The sequence below is a fragment of the Streptococcus oralis genome (genome assembly GCF_001579025.1).
Classification (GTDB): Bacteria; Bacillota; Bacilli; order Lactobacillales; family Streptococcaceae; genus Streptococcus; species Streptococcus oralis_X.
The window spans coordinates 136,547-154,707 of sequence record NZ_KQ970235.1 but is presented as its reverse complement, the minus strand read 5'-3'; the positions used below and the strand labels follow the sequence as shown (position 1 = coordinate 154,707).

4 protein-coding genes are annotated in these 18,161 nt (G+C 42.9%); 1 reads left to right on the top strand and 3 read right to left on the bottom strand.

Annotated features, from left to right (window positions below):
- Positions 1 to 128: 128 nt before the first annotated feature.
- From SORDD27_RS00675 to SORDD27_RS00665, 3 genes are all read right to left on the bottom strand, one after another.
- Entirely contained in the window at positions 129 to 8,273 is an 8,145-nt protein-coding gene (locus SORDD27_RS00675) for an SIALI-17 repeat-containing surface protein (protein WP_061426746.1), read from the bottom strand.
- 141 nt (positions 8,274 to 8,414) lie between these two features.
- Complete coding sequence (locus SORDD27_RS00670; RefSeq protein WP_081103311.1) at positions 8,415 to 14,783, bottom strand: SpGH101 family endo-alpha-N-acetylgalactosaminidase; 6,369 nt, start codon at positions 14,781 to 14,783, stop codon at positions 8,415 to 8,417.
- Between the two features lie 277 nt (positions 14,784 to 15,060).
- A complete protein-coding gene (locus SORDD27_RS00665; protein WP_061426745.1) occupies positions 15,061 to 17,043 on the bottom strand; it encodes a peptide ABC transporter substrate-binding protein in 1,983 nt (660 codons plus the stop codon).
- 237 nt (positions 17,044 to 17,280) lie between these two features.
- Between SORDD27_RS00665 and rfbD the strand changes: the two genes are divergently transcribed.
- Positions 17,281 to 18,135: a dTDP-4-dehydrorhamnose reductase gene (gene rfbD, locus SORDD27_RS00660; RefSeq protein WP_061426743.1), complete on the top strand. Its 855-nt coding sequence runs from the start codon at positions 17,281 to 17,283 to the stop codon at positions 18,133 to 18,135.
- Positions 18,136 to 18,161 lie beyond the last annotated feature (26 nt).

Sequence of the window (18,161 nt, the reverse complement as noted above, 5' to 3'; positions counted from 1 at the left end):
CACTATTGCATTTATGTGCTTAACAAAAGCCTGAGAAGATATCTTCTCAGGCTTTTTCTGTACTATAAACCTCATTAGGAAAGATAGGAAACGGATTTCGTAATCTTGTTAAGAGGTTTTACTAAATACTAGTCTTTCTTTGTTTTTGCTACAAAGAGAGCAGATAGGGCTAGGCTAACACCTGCTAGGAAGAGGGCTGTGTCAGATTGACTCTCACCTGTTGCTGGCAAGCTTTGTTCAGCTGTTTCTCGCTTCGTCACTTCTTGTTTTAGTTCCGGCGCCGGTGCCTTACCTTCATCTGAAGCAAGTGAGCTAAGTTTAAACTCAGGTTTCTCTACTGTTGGAGCAGCTTGGTCGCCTACTGTCGATAATGGACCTGTGTATTCTGGAAGCTCATGTACCAGTGCCATAACAGCATTGACACCGCCCTTGAACTCAGGTTTCTCTACTGTTGGAGCTGCTTTGTCGCCTACTGTTGCTACTGGGCCTGTGTACTCTGGAAGTTCATGTACTAGGGCTTCAACTGCATTGACACCACCTGTGAATTCAGGAACCTCAAGAACGGGTGCTGGTTCTTCACCCTTGCTTGATTGAACAGGTTCTTCTGTCAATTCTTGATAGAAGCTCGCCAATTCATAAAACTCAGCCTTGCCGCCTTCCCAGACTAATTTGACGTCTAGAAGAGAGCCACCATTTCGGATAGCGAAAGTTTGGAGACTAGATGTAATGGCACCGAGGTCTAGCCAACTGTCTTGGCCATCCTTAAGTGTTCTAGCAAGCACACGTGCTTGCGCTCCTTCAGGAAGACTGGAAACGAGACGAAGGTGGTTAGCTTTGGTTGGTTCAGACAAGTGATACACCAATTCGCCCTTGTCTTTTTCAGACTTGTAGCTGGTCAAGACTTTGCCGTCTACAAGATTATTATAAAGGTTGCCTTGGCTTTCTCCACTACTTCCTTCTACTGTTGGATCATTGATTGGTTTGACAAATTCACCATCGTTGATGACCAATTCTGTAAAGCCTACAAAACGGGCATCATAGTCTGCTGTATAGAGGACACGGAGATAATTAGCTTTGACTGGTGTCGTCAATTCTCCTTCGATGTAGCGATTTCCTGGCATCTTAGAATCATGTGTCCAACCATCTGTCAATGAATCATCGTGTGTGCTATTGGCCACACCATCTCCTACTGTCACGACATCAGTCCAAGTTTTACCGTCTTGGCTGACTTGGATTTTACCATCACGAAGGTAGTTTTGAGTTCCGTCTTGGATATAGGCTCTGATCTTCTTGATGGTACGTTCGCTACCAAGTTTCAAGGTTACGTGGCCATCTTTACGAGCATAGTCTGAAAACTCAACGAAGTTGTTATAAACACCATCAAATAGTTGATCTAGGTTGTTCAGTTTACGAACATCATTGCTTCCGTATGTTGGATGAATGCCCATAGTTGTAGATTCTAGTTTGGTTGGTTGCACTTCTTTGGTTGTCACAAGGAGAGAAGTGGCTGTCACAGCTTGTTCCTGATCTGTTTTATTGACCAGACGCACATAACGTACCAAGTGACTCACTACAGATCTGTCTGTCAACTGGCTAGCTGGCGTCCACTCTTGCGCATTTGCAGAGTACTCAAGGCTAAGAGCAGGGTTGGCCTGACCTTGGAGCTGGATGCTCTTGATTTGATGGATACGGTCAAGCTTCATTCCTAGATAGCTATGAGCAGGGAGTTTGGTTCCAGCTGGAATTTGAAGCTCGTAACTGCCCAAGCTATCCACTACCGGCGTTTCCTTCAAGGCGTCGACGTTGGTGTCCGTTAACTCACTGTTTCCAGAGCGTGTCTCAACAGAGAAGTCCTGGATACGCCACCAGAGGTCGAGAGCCTTGGTATTGCGGACTCGGATGTAACGAGCATTGATCGCTCTGGTCACTTCCTTGGTTTGCTCACCTGACAAGCGATCGAGTTCCTGCCAAGTAGTACCATCTGTAGAATACTCAAGCACACCTGCGGCAAGTTTATCACCTGTTCCTTGACGAAGACGAACTTTAGTGACTGACTTGACTTCACCGAGGTCAAGTTGTGCCCAAGCATCTACTGGTGTCGTATTGCTACCGTCAGCATTTGCCATCATGGCTTCTGTATTGTCCTTGCCATCAGTGATTTGACGGGCTGAGGTATTTAGTTTGTAAACTAAGTTTGAGCTTAGACTAACTATCGTTGCTTGTTGGCTACGAGCTTTTTCGACTGGACGGTTAACTGCAATTTCCTGAACTGCAAACCAGGTATTCTCACGGTCTGCTGTCGCAATCATGCGAACTGCCTTGGCCTTGATAGTGAGATTTTCAAACTTAAGTAGGGATTCATTTCCGACATAGCTTGGCTCTTTCAAGGTTACCCAGTTGTCATTTTCATCTAGATACTGCACTTCTGCCTTACTAAAGGTATCACGTGGATTTGCCTGCGTTCCCATAGCAAAGGTCAAGGTTTGAATCGCTATCGGTTTGTTGAACTTCATACCAATATAATCACCTGTCTTGATGCTATTTGGTGATTTAATAATCGCATGAGTTGCCAAATCGCCATCCGTCACTTCTGCCAAACCACCTTCTACACCTGTTCGATTGGTGATAAAGGTGCTGATGATTTGGTCTGGGTGCAAGACTTTTTGAACTTCAGACGCTAGAACTTCCTTCAAGGATAGGATAAATGGACGAATATGTTGAACACCCAATTCAGCCTTTTCCATATGGTCTACATAATGGAAGGTGTGAGTTTGAGACTGTTCGTACAATTTCAAACCTTTATAGTAACTATCCCAAAGTTTGGCTGCATCGTTTGTAGCCATGGCTTCAGTTCCTGTAAGGAAGGCATCGAGAGCATTCATTTGATCGATTGCATTATCCAACCAATAGTGGATTTGGGCAACCATTTTTTTATCTCCTGATGCTTTGTAAAGTTCGGCTGCTTCTTTAATCTTGGCAAATTCTGCACGCAAGGCTGCACGTTCGGCAGTCACATCCTGACCAGCTTTGAGCTTGGTCATGAAGTCTGTTAATTTTGGAGCTAAGTCTACCGATTCTTCTAGTTTAACGACACGATTATCCATGTTTTGGTTGATCATGTGCTTACCAAGTTCGCGGAAGGCTGCTGATACCTTGCTATCTTTAAAATGACCATTTTCTACAAAGTTGAAGGCAATGTCATTGATTTTCTTAGCTTCTTCTTCTGATTTCCACTGTTTCCATGAGTATTGAGCTCCTGAAAAGAGGGCAATCTTAGATGGTTCAGACTGTTGCATTGGGTTCAACATGATACCAGATAGCAAGCTTGGATCCACATTTGGATGAAGGAATTTCTCACCGCCACCTAGAATCAAGTGTTGTTTAGAGTTATCTGTTACCGGCCAGTTAATCCAAAGTGAAACTGGGCGATAGGTCTTGCCTCCTGCGGATAGATTGTTCTTGAGAGTTGAAAGGAAGCTTTCAGAGACTTCACCCCAAATCTTACCACCCGTCAAGGTCATGGATGCTGAACTTGGGAGATTTTCATTGAGGGATTTCAACTCATCTTCGCGTCCATTACCCCAATACTGGCCAGGAACAAAGATCATTTCTTTACGAAGACCGCTGTAAGTTCCCTGCATTTCAGTCAACCAATCCGTCATATCTTTCATCAAGCGGTTGTAGCTATTGTAGCCTCCGACTGGGCTCGGTGCATCATCTGCTAAAATACCAAACTCACGGACACCCACTTTCATCAACTGGGTAAATTTAGCCTTGATGGTTGCCAAATCTTCTTGGTAGTGCGCTTCATTACCAAAGCGGATGCGGTTGTTCATGAATGGATGGATAGTCCAGACATAGCGAGTTTTACTTTGATTTCCAACACGAGCAAGTTCACGAATTTCAGCTAGTTTTTCTTCTGGATAGAGTTCTCGCCATTTCTTGTTGTGATATGGATCATCTTTCGGTGCAAAGAAGTATTGGTTCAATTTCAAATCGCCACCAAAACGCATGAGCTCTGCACGATCTGCGTTAGACCATGGGTTTCCATAGTAACCTTCGATGAAACCACGGTTCTTGAGCTCTGCGTAATCTTCTACTGTCACATTGCGAAGGACTGGCACTTGACTTTCCTTGAGCATATGTTTCAAGGTTGTCAAACCATAAAAGACCGCATCTGTGTCTTTTCCGACAATGGAGATATAGTTGTCCTTGATGGTCAGAGCATAAGCATCAATTTTGTCAAAGAGACCTGCTGAAACCTTGGACAAGTTTTGTTCTGCTTGTGAACCTTGTCCATGCACTCCAAGATAGATATTGGTTGCGCCAGCGATTGCTGCCTTACCAGTTGTATAAGATACTTGATTGTCCTGCAAGACACTCTTCAAGCGATTGCGAGTATAGATATCGAGTTGATCGCCCATGACCAGATTGACTTGCTTACGAAGGGCTGTGACTCCTTCTCCATAAGTCACTTTTTGTGGAGTTGGGAAGACCTTGTACTCTTTCTTGAGATAGTCTGCGCTCTTGCTAGCAGCTGCAATGCTGTCTTCGCTAGCTGGTTTACTTGCAGTGAATTGATCTGCCAATTCAACTGTTCCATCACCTGTTTGCTCTACTTTTGGTTTTTCTGGTGTAGTTGGTTTTTCTGGTTGACTTGGTGCAGGCGTTTCTTGCTCTTCTTTGACAGGTTTTAATAGATGAACTTCAGCTGCACTTGCAAAACCACCAACGCCTTCCAATACTTTCAACTCAATCTTATTGGTATCTACCGCCGCAAAGTTGACTGTTTTTTCTTGGGCGTTGTTGTCCCAGCTTCCTTCTGAAACCTTGACCATTTGGCCATCTTTTTGTGCGTAGATTTCGTAGCGCGTCACGACACCATTTCCACCACCTGGACGTGGGAGGTAGGTCAAGCCATTGACTTTTTCTGCTTCTTTCAAGGTCATAGTAAGAGTGTATGGCGCAGTGTCACCAGTCCACTTAGTATGCCAGAAGGTATTTGGATCATTGTCAAAGGCCTTTTCAACAGCGCCTTCAGTCGCGTTTCCTGGAAGTTGCTGACTGCTTGCGGTTGCTGTAATCTTATCATTTGAAATCAAACGAGGATTTACAAATGGTTTGTCTGACAACTCTGCGCTATGCAAGACTCCTTTGAAACCACCGATGCTTTCAAGTGGTAGAACCAAGCTATTGTGGGCAAAGCGAGGGTGGGCTGGATTTGCTATACGCTCAATCTTTTCACCATCCACATAGACTTCTGTAGATTGTGGTTTGGTTACGATGGAGATTTGATAACGTTTGTTCTTTTCAAGTTTTTTGTTGAATTGGATATGGAACTGTTCAAACTTATAAGCAAGATAGCCGTCTTTATCAGCTAGATAGATACGGTTGTCGCCACTTGTTGAGAAGGTTTGTTCCCCATCTCCAGTGACAGTCACATCAAACTTCAAGACGTGACTTGGACCAACATCACCAGCCAAGCCTTCGATACTGCTGTCTTTCTCAAAAGCCAATCCCTGTTCGCTTGCCTTCACTTTCTTGCTTGCATAGTTCTTGACTGTTTCAGAATTGATGGTAAACAAGTCGCTTTGATCAATCTCTTTATCAGGATTTGACTGTGGCGCATAAGGGCTCGTTGGTAGGGTGCGTTCTGCAAAGGTCGCAGCTGCACGGTCAGATCCCCAGGTGCGTTCTGCAGTGGTTTGCATGCTCTTGAAGAAGCGTTTGAAGATGTCATAAGAGGTCAAACCGGTCTCATGAAGGTCAATGTTATCATTCCAAACTGCGTGCCCACCACCAAGAATACTTGGATGAGAAGCTGGTAGAAGTGGACCTCCACCTGTTCTAAAATCATTCGGTGTCCAGCTATTGTACTGACGTTCGTAGTTAGCATAGTCCCCGTAGGCTGCTTGACTATTGCTTCCACTTGGCACACTATAGGTCGGTACATCCGTGATATTGATAATCTTAGCTCCCTGAGCAATGGCCTCATTTGGTCGTTGCCATCCGATACTCCAGATATCAACCTCTACTCCGTTCCAATCAACAGGAGTGTTCCCACGTTTCGCACTGAGCGATCCCCAGATACGAGGGGTGTAACCTTTAGACTTGATATATTGGGTCAAATCATTGACATAGCGGCGATAGCTTTCTCTGCTACCATAGTATTCATCCGTTCCGATATGAACAGTGGACACACCATGAAGCGGTGCATCTGGACCATCGAGGAGTTTGTCATAGACTGATTTGACAAAAGCTAGCGTTTCATCGTATTTATTATCTAGGTCGAGCATGGCAACACGTTCAACATTGTGTTTGCCAGCATAATCACTCAAACTACCTTGATACATGAGGTCTGGGCGGACTTTGACAAAGGACAAGGCGTGACCTGGTGTGTCAATTTCTGGCACTAGGTTGATATGCAAGGCCTTGGCAAGTTTAATCAGATTTTGCATTTCTTCCTTGGTATAATGCTCATCTGATGTTAGTTTTTGACCATTCTTACCGACAATGTCTGTCTCCACACGGAAACCAGTCTTGGCATGTTCAAGAACATACTTGAGTTGTTCTTCTGGTGTTAAGCTCTTACCTGCCAAGTGTTCCTTTAGGAAGATATAGTTATCATTAAGGTGCAACTGCAAGTCGTTCATCTTGTAGTAAGCCATGTTGAGCATGATGTCTACAAGAGTGTCATAAGGGATAAATTTCCGACCTGTATCTAGCATAAAGCCACGGTGGCTGAAACTTGGGAAATCGCGAATTTCGCCATTTTGGAGGTTACTTTCTCCCATTTGAAGAAGAGTACGAGTGGCGTAGAAGGCTCCTGTGTTTGTGGCAGCTTCGATGGTAATCACATCATTTTGGATAGTGATACCATACCCTTCTTTACCATAACCCTTGTTTTCAACTTTTTTAAATTCGATTCGTTTTTGAGCCTGCTTGTCACCTGTTGCTAGTTCCAATCCACGACTGGCAAGGTCTGACTGATAGAAGGTCGCAGCCTGATCAAAGCCAGAATCTCCTGTCGCAAGAACTGTATCTGAAGTGATAGAAGATTGGCCTTCTTTCCCATACCATTGTTGAACAGCTGGTGCTACTTTTGGTTTGACACCCACACCTTCGTCCTGATGTAGGCCCTTGATGACTACTTCAAATTCCTTAGTGAAAGTATGACTGTCTCTGATTTGTTGGACCATGACCTTGACGCGTTGGTCTGTCAAAGGCTTATAGATGTGATTTTGAAGGTCAATCACACCTTGCTTGTTGCTTCCGATGAGGCTGACTTTTCCTGGTAGAGTTGGTAAGACAAGAGACTGTCCATCTTCTGCTACTGTTAGTTCGGTTACTTGGCGGATATCCGTTACCTTACTATGGTCCGGAACGTTTGAATAAGCTCGAATTTCTTGGATACCAACGTTTCTCCAACCCATTGTCCCCGCTTGATAGTCGTTAATTTCTAACTTAAGATATTTAGCTTGAATAATATTGGCTAAGTCAACTTTCTCATCTAAAACAGGATCTCCAGTCTTGGTATGAGCGAGTTTCCATTGTTTTTCTCCGTTAGCGCCCACGTCTTCTTGACCTGCGTAGTAGAGACTCCAAGATTTGATATTTGGGTCATTTTGCCCATTACGAAGACGACGATCCCAGTCAATTTCTACATGCTTGATGAGGGTAGTTTTTGGAAGAGTTAATTCAAAGGTTGGTTTTACTGCATCTCTATCTGTAGCCCAACGGGTATTGTCATCTCCATCGATAGCCTTATCTGCAGTAAAGTTGGTCCCAGTCTCATGGTTGCTTGCCTGAGCAGTAGCACCCTCGAGATGGTTGACATCTTCTCTATCTTCGATTGTCTTTTCAGCTGGTTTTACTGCTGGTGTAGGGGTTTCCGCAGGTTGTTTATCTGCCTTTGGTGTTTCAACCGGTTTTGGCGTTTCTGCTGGTTTGGGACTTGCAGGACTTGTCTCTGGTTTTGTCTCTTCACTTGCTGCAGGATTGGTTCCCTCATCTGTCGCTGGAGTTTCTTCATGACTTGCTTCTGTTGCAGCTTCTGCATCTGCCTTTTCAAGCGCAGCGGCTAAATCATCTGGTAACTTATCCAGTGCTTGAACATGGGTGATGCTTCCCTCTGTTTCTGAAGGCGCTGCTGTTTCTGCTGCCTGAACCATATTGGCGCCAAAGATACTAGCACCAATCATAACGGAGGCTGCACCGATTGCAAATTTTCTTATACTATAGTGACAGCGTTTCTCAAAAAAATGTCTATCCATCTTTCTCCTATTCCTTTCATCCGCATACATGAGTAAGCGGTATCATTTCTCCTTTGAAAAAAGGAGAGAACCTAGAGGTCCTCTCCGGCTGTTTAATCCTATTTGATTCTAGTTCTTTTGGACTTCTAAAACCAAATCTCATTAATCTTCTTTACGTTTTGTCGCAAGAACCGCAGCAGATAAAGCGATGCTCACACTTGCTAAGAAGAGGGCTACTTCTGAGCTGTGCTCCCCTGTAGCAGGTAGTTTTTCTTCATCTTTAGCTCCCGGAGCTTTGGTATCAGCTACTGGGCTTGGAGTGAGCGGGTACTCAGGTTTTTCAACTGTTGGAGCTGCTTGATCTCCAGCAGTAGCCAATACACCTGTGTAGGCTGGTTTCTCGTTTACCAAGGCTTGGACCGCATTGACGCCACCCTTAAACTCAGGGACTTCATTTGCAGCCGCTAGGACCGCATTGGCTCCACCTTTGTATTCTGGTAATTCGTGAACCAAGGCTTCAACCGCATTAACGCCGCCCTTGAACTCAGGAACCTCATGTACAGCTGCTTCTGTTGCATTGACGCCGCCTTTGAACTCAGGTACATCAAGAACTGGTGGTTGCTCTTCACCCTTGCTACTTGTTGGAGCGTCTGGTTTCGTAGCAGAATCTTTTAATTGGTTGAGATAATCTGCGAAGTAGGCAACCATTCTTTCCGTCAAGAGGTGGTTATCCGTCGCATATTTCATGCTCGCCTGAACGCTAGCTACTTCCTCTTGATTGTCTTTGTCTGTTAATTTCTGCGCCTTAGCCAAAGCTGCTTCATAGCTAGACATGTCAAGTGGTGTTTCTGCTACCTGTGGACGAGTAAAGATGAGTTCCGCTGCAGATTGGTATTTATCGCCACCATCTCCGTAAGTCTTGGTACCAGTAAGGACAATTTTCTTAGCCTTGATTGTCTTGCCAAAGTCAATGACTTTTGGCTTGTTGTTATTTGGCCAATCTGTCACGTTAAAAGTATGTTCCTTACCAGACTCATCTGTGACAACCAGTTTCACATCTCGCAAGTTTCCATTTGAATCGGATGCACGTGGAACATAACGAAGTCCTGTGATTTCAGTAGGTTCTTTCAATACCATGGTTGCAGGCTTGCCTACATCTCCACCATTCCAAGATGTATGCCATAGACTAGACACATTACCATCAAAGGCATTCTCTAGACCTTCACCTGGTTGGGCAGGCGCATCCAAACTTTCAAAGTCTTCTGCTACCAAGGCTGTTTTCTTCTGAACCAAAGCATTCTTCAAGGCTTCAATCTTGGCAATCTCTGCACGCGCTTCTTCCACGCTAATGTCATCATCTGCCTGACTGAGGTTAAAGACCGCCTCTTTCAAAGCATCCATAGACTCTTTCGTGTAGTTAGTCATGGCAACCGTTGGCAAGTAGTTCTTGAGAGCATTTTCTGTCAACATCTTACCTGTTAGGGTAATTTCTTCGATGTGAAGATTATCCATCATGAAGTCGTTATAACCACGGAAGTTGGCATTTCCACCAGAATCACCACGAGTATTGCTTGCGTTACCAGTTGAGTAGATACCTACCCAAGTATCGCCTGTTTCTGCACCTGTCACGAGGAAGGTTGCCTTCTTGGCTTTCTTAGAATCCGTCCAAGTATTTGGTAATTCATGCATTTCCAAGTTGCTTGCTTGACTACCACGACGACCTGATTGGAATTCTCCCTTACCAACTACAAAGGCATAGGTATTGTCAGAGCCTGCTTCATATTCAAAGGTTACACGGTAGGTCTTACCTGCCTCAAAGCGGAAGTTTTGCGGAATAGTTTGGTAAACCAAGTTACGACGGCTCACTAGTCCATTTGTCTTCAATGACCAATTTCCTTCGATAACATCATCGACTTTCTTACCGTTCCAACCACGCTGTGTATATGGATCGTGTTTTTCAGACAAGTGAGTCCGGTTGTCTTCGACACCTTCGACACCGCCCACTACAAATGGGAAGATTCCTTGAGCTACATTTTCAAAGTCTTGTTTGAAGGTTCCTTGACCTGTATCATGCTTGTCTCCGTACATGCTTGAATTGTTTTCAAAGGTACGAATTTCATCAAAGTAAGTTGCTTCATCACCAGCTTCACGACTCAATGTCAGAGTGACATTTGATACATCAGATCCAGTTGTAAAGAAGGCGTACATATTTTGGAAGTAACTTGTATCATCAACTGTAGCATTTTCACGACGATTGTTATGAGCATAAGCTTTGATGTAGTTGAGAGCGAGTGACTTATTGGTATAAGTAGTCACTTCTTTTTCGCCAGTATTCACTGTGATACTTGCCTTAGCATTACTACGGTTATCAACACCGACATAAACCGCATACTTGGTATTTGGTTTCAAGCCAGTCAGTTTCTGAGTAAGGCTGACCTTGCTCTTATTGCCTTGGATACGAAGCATTTCATTTGCGCCTTGTGATTTGACAATTTCTGCCTTAGAAGCATCACCAGAAATGGTCCAGTGTTTCAAGGTTCCACTGTTAAATCCTTGGTCATAGATGTGCATGCCTTCGCTCCATGACATTTCAGGATTGGTTTGTTTTGAACGGTAGAGAACGTATGGTTGATTTGCTAGAAGGTCTAGGGTAATCTTGCCATCTGTTACAGTTAGTTCTTGCTCTTCTGTCTTACCTTGGTCAGTTAGCTTGTAAAGGTAAACCTTGCTATTTGCCCAATCGCTTGGAAGTGTCCAAGTTGTTGCACCGGCCTGCGTATTGAAGTAGTACATCTTTTCCTTATCAGTAGGAAGTTTCTTACCATTCGCATCCCAGTTCCAAGGAGTCAAGTAAGCTGAACCATCTTGGATGACACGTCCGTTGAGCGTTACTGTACGTTCGCGGTATTGCGGGCTATTGACATCGTTTGACTTACGAGTCACAACAACCTTGTTACCTGCTGCATCGACTAGCTCAACCTTCATTTCTGGTGTCCATTTATAGGTGCTACCGTTGTCGGTCATGGTAACTGGTGTACCATTTTCCCATTTACTTACAGTGAAGTGTTGGAAGTACTTAGTCATGACGTCATGGGCAAAGAGGTTAGTCACGTAGCCATTGTAGTCGCTTCGTCCTTGCCAGCCTTCAAAGTCTTTCATGCTGTAGCCACCTAGAAGTGGGTAGTTGGCTGCACCACCGTAACTTCTGTAGTCCCCAACCCATGAATCTTTTTGGTGGTTGCGGATAAAGCGTGTGATAGCACTGTTGATACCTTTATTAGTGTAGCCACCATAGGTCAAGTCAGCTGCCCAGTGTTGGAAGGTAGAGTCGTATTCACCACCATGACCCCACTCAATCGCAAAGCGCCAGCCTTGTTTGTTGATCTCTTTAGCAAGAACGTGGGTAGCCCAGGCACCGTTATCACCTGATTGGCCATTGCCCCAAACGTCCACATAGATAAAGTCGAGACCTTCACCAAGTTTATTTTTCAAATCTTCCCAGCGAGCCAAACGTCCATGCGCCAAGTCATAAGCAGCATCAATGTTGATACCTTGGTCTAGCCAGTTCCATCCGTAGCTGTAGCTTCCATCTGGATTCTTACGAAGAATATTTTCATTAAAGTATTTAGATTCTGGGTAAGTCTCAGAAGCGTTCACGTGGATACCTAGATGAGCTCCATATTTCTTCGCTTTTTCAATCAAGGTTTTGAAGTCTTCAACACCACCAATACGTTTACCAATATCAGCATAGTTCAAGTGTCCAGAGTCATGACCTTCACTACCATATCCTTTAAGGAGAACACCTTGCCCAAGACCATCTGTGTGGAGATTGATTTTCTTGATACCATCTAGGGTCATGAGGAATGGGTTTTGTGCTTGAGAACCAAAGTTCATTGCGATACGATAAGCAGTGATATCCTTAACTTTTTCCCAACCTTGAGGGTTGTTCATGATGCTACGATAAGCAATGGCACCATCTTGCCAGTCGACTTTGTTGTCAGCATTGGCATCTTCGGTGATAACAACCTTGGCACTTGGAAGTTCCTTCGTGTATTCTGGGAAGACAATGCCCTTATAAGCTTTTTCCCATTGCCATTCAGAACTTTGGATTCCCACATAGTTTGTATTTCCAACAGTTTGTTTGAATGCTGTCAAACGAGTCCAGTCATTCGAACCACCACCGTAGCTGTTTTGAGAGTTACTCCAAACACCTGCAGCAAGCTTATCTGTAGAAACAAATCCATACATATAGCCCTTAGCCAAATCTTTCATTGGATTGGTTACAGCAATATGTTCATCTCCACTGATATGAGTGTTGTTTGACATGGTTGCCCCGTCAAACTTAGCTCCAGTTTGGTCGCTTGAAACTGACACAAGTGAGTTTCCTAAGAAATTGATAGAGGAGAGAAGTTTTCTTTCATCATCAATCTTCTGACCTGGAGTAACTTGATTGTGGTTGACAATCTTGGTCACATCAAAATGCAACTGATTATCCACAACTTGCAAGCGTACTGTCATATCTGCATTGATGAAATTCTTCTCGTCACGAAGTTTCATCAAGTACTCTGCAGTAGTATCATTGATCTTCTTATAAGTGACTTCAGGTGTAATTTCGCGATTGTTTACCAAGATTTTCTTAAGTTGTTGAACTTGTCCTGGCAAAGTATGCCCATTCAAGGTGTATTCTTTGACACGAGGAAAGGCTTGGTCAATCACTGCCTTGAGAACCTTGGACTGGATCGTATCATAAGTCACCTTGCTATCATCAACAGCCGGACCTGTTTCTTTCTGGGCAGGAGTATCATCCGCTTTTACACCTTCTTGATTGTCTGTTTTAACGCTGACAACCGTACGGTCATTGCTGTAAGTTCCTGCCTTGAGAAGGATCTTCTTCTCATTTTTAAGATTCTCATTGACCGCAGCTGGCAAAGTAACTGTATCAAAAAGTTTTACATCATTATTTGTTGCATTCAGCTGACCATCTGATTTTAAGCTAATAGTCAGATGATTCACTGATCCATTTACTGGAGCTGCAACACGACCGCCCTGATACCATGTGCTATTACCTGGTGTCTTGTATTCCCAGAACCAGCCACCTTGGTCATATCCAACAAAAACATTGTTCTTGGTATCTTTAAATTTCAAGAAGACACCAAAGCGTGATTTGCCCTTTTCAGAGTCATCTTTGAAAGTTAAATCAACCGTCGCATTTCCATTAGCATCAACTGTCAATCCTTGTTTTTCAAACAAGGCTGGTTTGCCATCATTGTCATTTTGGGCCGTTGAAGACAATTGATTGTAGCGAATACCCTTTTCTTCACGAATAGTGACGGTTCCCTGTTGCTCTTTATTCGCTACTGTTTGCCATTCAGGAGTCACTGTCTTAGGTGTTTCAGGTTTAGCAGCTGCAGGTTTATCCTCTTTTGGTTTTTCTTCAGCCGGTTTCTCTTTCTCTTCCAAGTCTGCTGGTTTCACACTTGAAATTCCCTGTATGTGGTCTTGAATCCATTTTAGTTGAGCTGGTGAGAAGAGAATGCCTCCACTCCGTTTTCCAACTACACCATTTTGGTGAACACCGACTAGTTTGCCTTCTGTATCAAAGACACCGCCGCCACTAGCACCCGGTTTTCCTCCTTGGTAACCAATTCCTTGGACACCTTCTCCGTATGGTTCCGCAAAATCAACTGTAGTATTGACAATCGGATTCAATTTTCCTTCTGGATAACCAAAGACATGGAGTTTATCTCCAATTTTCTTAACTACTGGCTTTTTAGTTACTTCAACAGGCGTATTTTCTAGAACTGTACGCAATCTCACTAGGGCCAAATCATTTTTGAAGCCCTTCAGGTAGCCTTCACGATCCCAATGAATAATATCTTTCTTGCTAAACTTGACATCTGGCAATCCTGGATATGAGATGCTATAGATATCTCCATCCCCCTGGTCATTATCCACAACCTTACGGATATTGCCGTCTTGGCTATCCTTGATAAAGTTGTGAGAAACCGTCAAGACAAGGTCTTTAGCAACGACAATACCGCTACCTTCTCCTGATGGCGTCTTGATCTTAACAGTCGCGCCGTAGTTTAATTCCCCATTGGTAGTCTTAGCCACATCTTCTGGGACGAGCTTCCCAGTATCTTGGGCCAACTGATCCTTGTCAACTTCGCGCCCATTGTCTTCAGCCTTCTCCAACTTATCTTCTAATTCTTTTGGCAGATTGCTTGGCTTTTCAGACTTTTCTTTTTCTTGAGCCAACAACTCTTCTTCTGTTTGAGGGCCTTCAGTAGTTTCAGCTGAACCAGGATTCTGAGCGGCAGCTTCCTTGTCAAAATCGTGCCCCTCATCACTAGCCTTCTTATCCAAATCAGCTAGTTCACTCGGCAAATTATCTGTTGAACCAACTCTTGCTTGATCAGCTAATACTGGGCTAGCTGCGAAGAAAGTCGCTCCAATCATCACCGAAGCTACTCCAAGCGTAAACTTACGAATACTGAACTTACAGCGTTTTTCAAAAAATCGTTTATCCATGAACTCCTAAATCCTTTCATTTTCCAGTAAGCGTTTACATTTCTTTTTTAAAAAATACTCCTTTCTCTGAAAGTGCTCTGCTTAACTGTTATAAATAAAAATTAATTGTACTTTTAATATAACAAATAAAAAGGCAGAAAGCAATAGGAAATAGGTAAAATTCACTAAAATTTTCTCTTTTCTGAAAAATTCTGTCTCTCATCATTCAGGGACTTATATAAAGATAAAAAAGGACTTAACCATCATGTCGATGGCTAAATCCTTTACTTTTTTAAAGTTATTTCACATGGTTTGCGAGATCTTCTTGGACCTTTTTATTTGACTCTTCTTTTTCTTTCAACCATTTTTCTTGAGCTTTTTGGTATTCTTCTGTTGTCACTGCCTTATCTTGTACTTCTAGATATTTGTACAAAAGGGCTTCACTCATACCCTTGTTACCAGAGTATGCAAATGGAAGTGTAAATGGTACCATCTTAGACAACATTGGACGACCAGTTTGAGAAGTTGTTGGGATGAGCAAGGCACTGTCTGTCAACCAAGCTTGGGCAGCAGCATATTTCTCATAACGTTTTGAAACATCAGTAGTTTCTTCACCAGCTTCCACAACCATTTTTTCATAATCTTCTAAACCGACTTGCTTAGCGGCAGCGTTGTTTGTCCCAGAATCAAATCCTAGATATGTTTTCGTATTTTCTCCTACAGAAGGCTTGATAATATCAAGATAAGTAGATGGATCGATATAGTCTGGAGACCAACCCACGTTATCTGAGATATCCCAGTCTTCCCCAGCCGCAGTTTCAGCGAAGTAGGTAATGTTTTGAACATCATCTTTTTGGAGCTGTTGGATATCGATAACCACATTATCTGATCCTAGATTTTCTTCAACTGACTGTTTAAAAGATTGAACACGTTGAACTTTTGTTGTATTTGTTTGATCTACAGGCATATCCAAGTGGATTGGGAATTTCACACCTTCCGCTTGAAGGGCCGCCTTAGCTTTAGCGAACTCTGCTTTGGCTTTGTCAGGATTGTAGAGTCCATCTTGAGCATCATCCAAGTTTACGTTGCTCCACTCGTCTCCATAGGTCACCAATTTCTCCTTAACTAATTCCCCAAAGTTTTTCCCATCTGCCTGTACAAATGTAGGGGGAACAAATAAGTTACGAAGCAGTTTAGTAGCCCCGCTTGCACCATTTACTTGAGAAGCGTAGGCTGTTCTGTCAAAACCAAATGCAATAGCTTGACGGAAGTCCTTATTCAAAAGTGCCTTCTTGGTTGATGCTTTTTCCTCATCTGTTGTCTTAGAAGTGTACTTATAAGACTGACGATCGATATTTGTGCCTACTAAATAAGTAGTAGAATCTTGTTGGGTATAAACGATATTGTCTTTGAATGTTTTTTCAGTCTCTGAGTAACTAGCACTTGTTGGGAAGAGACGAGCCATTGTAAAGCTACCGTCTTTGAAAGCTTCAGTTGGCTTATTAGTATCTTGACCATCCCAGAAGGATAATTTCACTTTATCAAGATGGACATTGTCTTTATCCCAATAGTTTGGATTCTTTTCGAACTCGACTGATGATTTGGCTACGATTGATTTGAGTAAGAATGGTCCATTATAGAGAATACTGCTTGGGTCTGTACCTTTAGCAAAGTCATCCCCTTTAGAGTTCAAAAATTCTTCATTAACAGGAGCCAGAACACCCATTGTTGTCTTAGAATTCCAGAAACTTTCTGGCTTGTTCAATGTGTATTGAACGGTATAATCATCAAGAGCTTTGATTCCTACTTGAGAAAAATCTGTAATTTCTCCTTTGACATAGGCATCCAATCCCTTGATAGATTCCTGAACCAGGTAAAGACCATCTGATTTCTTATCAGCAGCATACTTAAGACCAGTTACAAAGTCTTGAGCTTTAACTTCTGCATACTCCTCACCTTCAGATGTATACCATTTTGCATCCTTTCGGAGTGTATACGTATAAGTCAATCCATCCTTAGATACAGACCAATCCTCAGCCATAGATGGTACAAAGTTACCGTAGCGGTCATTTTCAAGCAAGCCATCAATAACGTTGCTCGTAATATTTGCTGTAGCTGCCTTACCAGTTGTCAAATAGTTTAGGTTATCAGGATCCGTTTCGTAAATGTATGAGAATGTTTTCTCACCTTTAGCATTTGAACTTGATCCAGAGCAGGCTGCAAGAGTCGCAGCTGCCAATAACGTCACACCCGCAAGGGCAAGTAGTTTTGAACTTTTCATTGTTTTCTCCTTTAAAACTTTCACCCCATTATAGTCCCTTTTCAGAAACATGTCAATAAAATTTTCAGAATTTTTGAATTACTTTGGTAAATTCTGAAAAATAAGTTTTCTATTATAAAATTATGATGCTCTAATACTATATTTTTATATCTTAAACCAGCAAAACAAGGGCCGAAAATCAGATTTTTTATCATTTTTTTGCTATGATTAGATAGAAGAAAAGTTAAGGAGAAGACAATGATATTAATTACAGGTGCAAATGGTCAACTCGGTACCGAACTACGTTATTTACTAGATGAACGAAATGTGGACTATGTTGCAGTGGATGTTGCCGAAATGGATATCACTAATTCTGAAATGGTTGAGAAGGTATTTGCTGAGGTTAAACCAACTCTGGTCTATCATTGTGCAGCCTACACTGCTGTTGATGCGGCAGAAGATGAGGGAAAAGAACTGGATTTTGCCATCAACGTAACTGGAACTGAAAATGTAGCCAAGGCCTCTGAGAAATACGGAGCTACTCTGGTCTATATCTCAACAGACTACGTCTTTGATGGGAAGAAACCCGTCGGACAAGAATGGGAAGTCGATGACCTACCTGATCCGCAAACAGAGTACGGGCGTACCAAGCGAATGGGAGAAGAACTTGTTGAAAACCTTACGTCACAGCATTACATCATTCGTACTGCTTGGGTCTTTGGAAATTATGGAAAAAACTTTGTCTTTACCATGCAAAATCTAGCCAAAACCCATAAAACTCTCACTGTTGTCAACGACCAACACGGCCGCCCAACTTGGACACGTACCTTGGCTGAGTTCATGACCTATTTGACTGAAAATCAAAAAGAGTATGGCTACTACCACTTATCAAATGACGCAGCTAAAGACACCACTTGGTATGACTTTGCTGTCGAGATTCTTAAAGACAGTGATGTCGAAGTAGTACCAGTAGACTCCAGCAAGTTTCCTGCCAAGGCCAAACGACCTCTCAACTCAACTATGAGCTTGACAAAAGCAAAGGCGACAGGTTTCGTCATTCCAATCTGGCAAGATGCCCTTAAAGAATTTTATAAACAAGAAGTAAGAAAATAAAAGATTACGACATACATAAAAAAGCA

Excerpts from the sequence above, each read along its gene's own strand:
- SORDD27_RS00670 (WP_081103311.1), bottom strand. The coding sequence starts at position 14,783 with ATGGATAAACGATTTTTTGAAAAACGCTGTAAGTTCAGTATTCGTAAG.
- SORDD27_RS00675 (WP_061426746.1), bottom strand. The coding sequence starts at position 8,273 with ATGGATAGACATTTTTTTGAGAAACGCTGTCACTATAGTATAAGAAAA.
- SORDD27_RS00665 (WP_061426745.1), bottom strand. The coding sequence starts at position 17,043 with ATGAAAAGTTCAAAACTACTTGCCCTTGCGGGTGTGACGTTATTGGCA.
- rfbD (WP_061426743.1), top strand. The coding sequence starts at position 17,281 with ATGATATTAATTACAGGTGCAAATGGTCAACTCGGTACCGAACTACGT.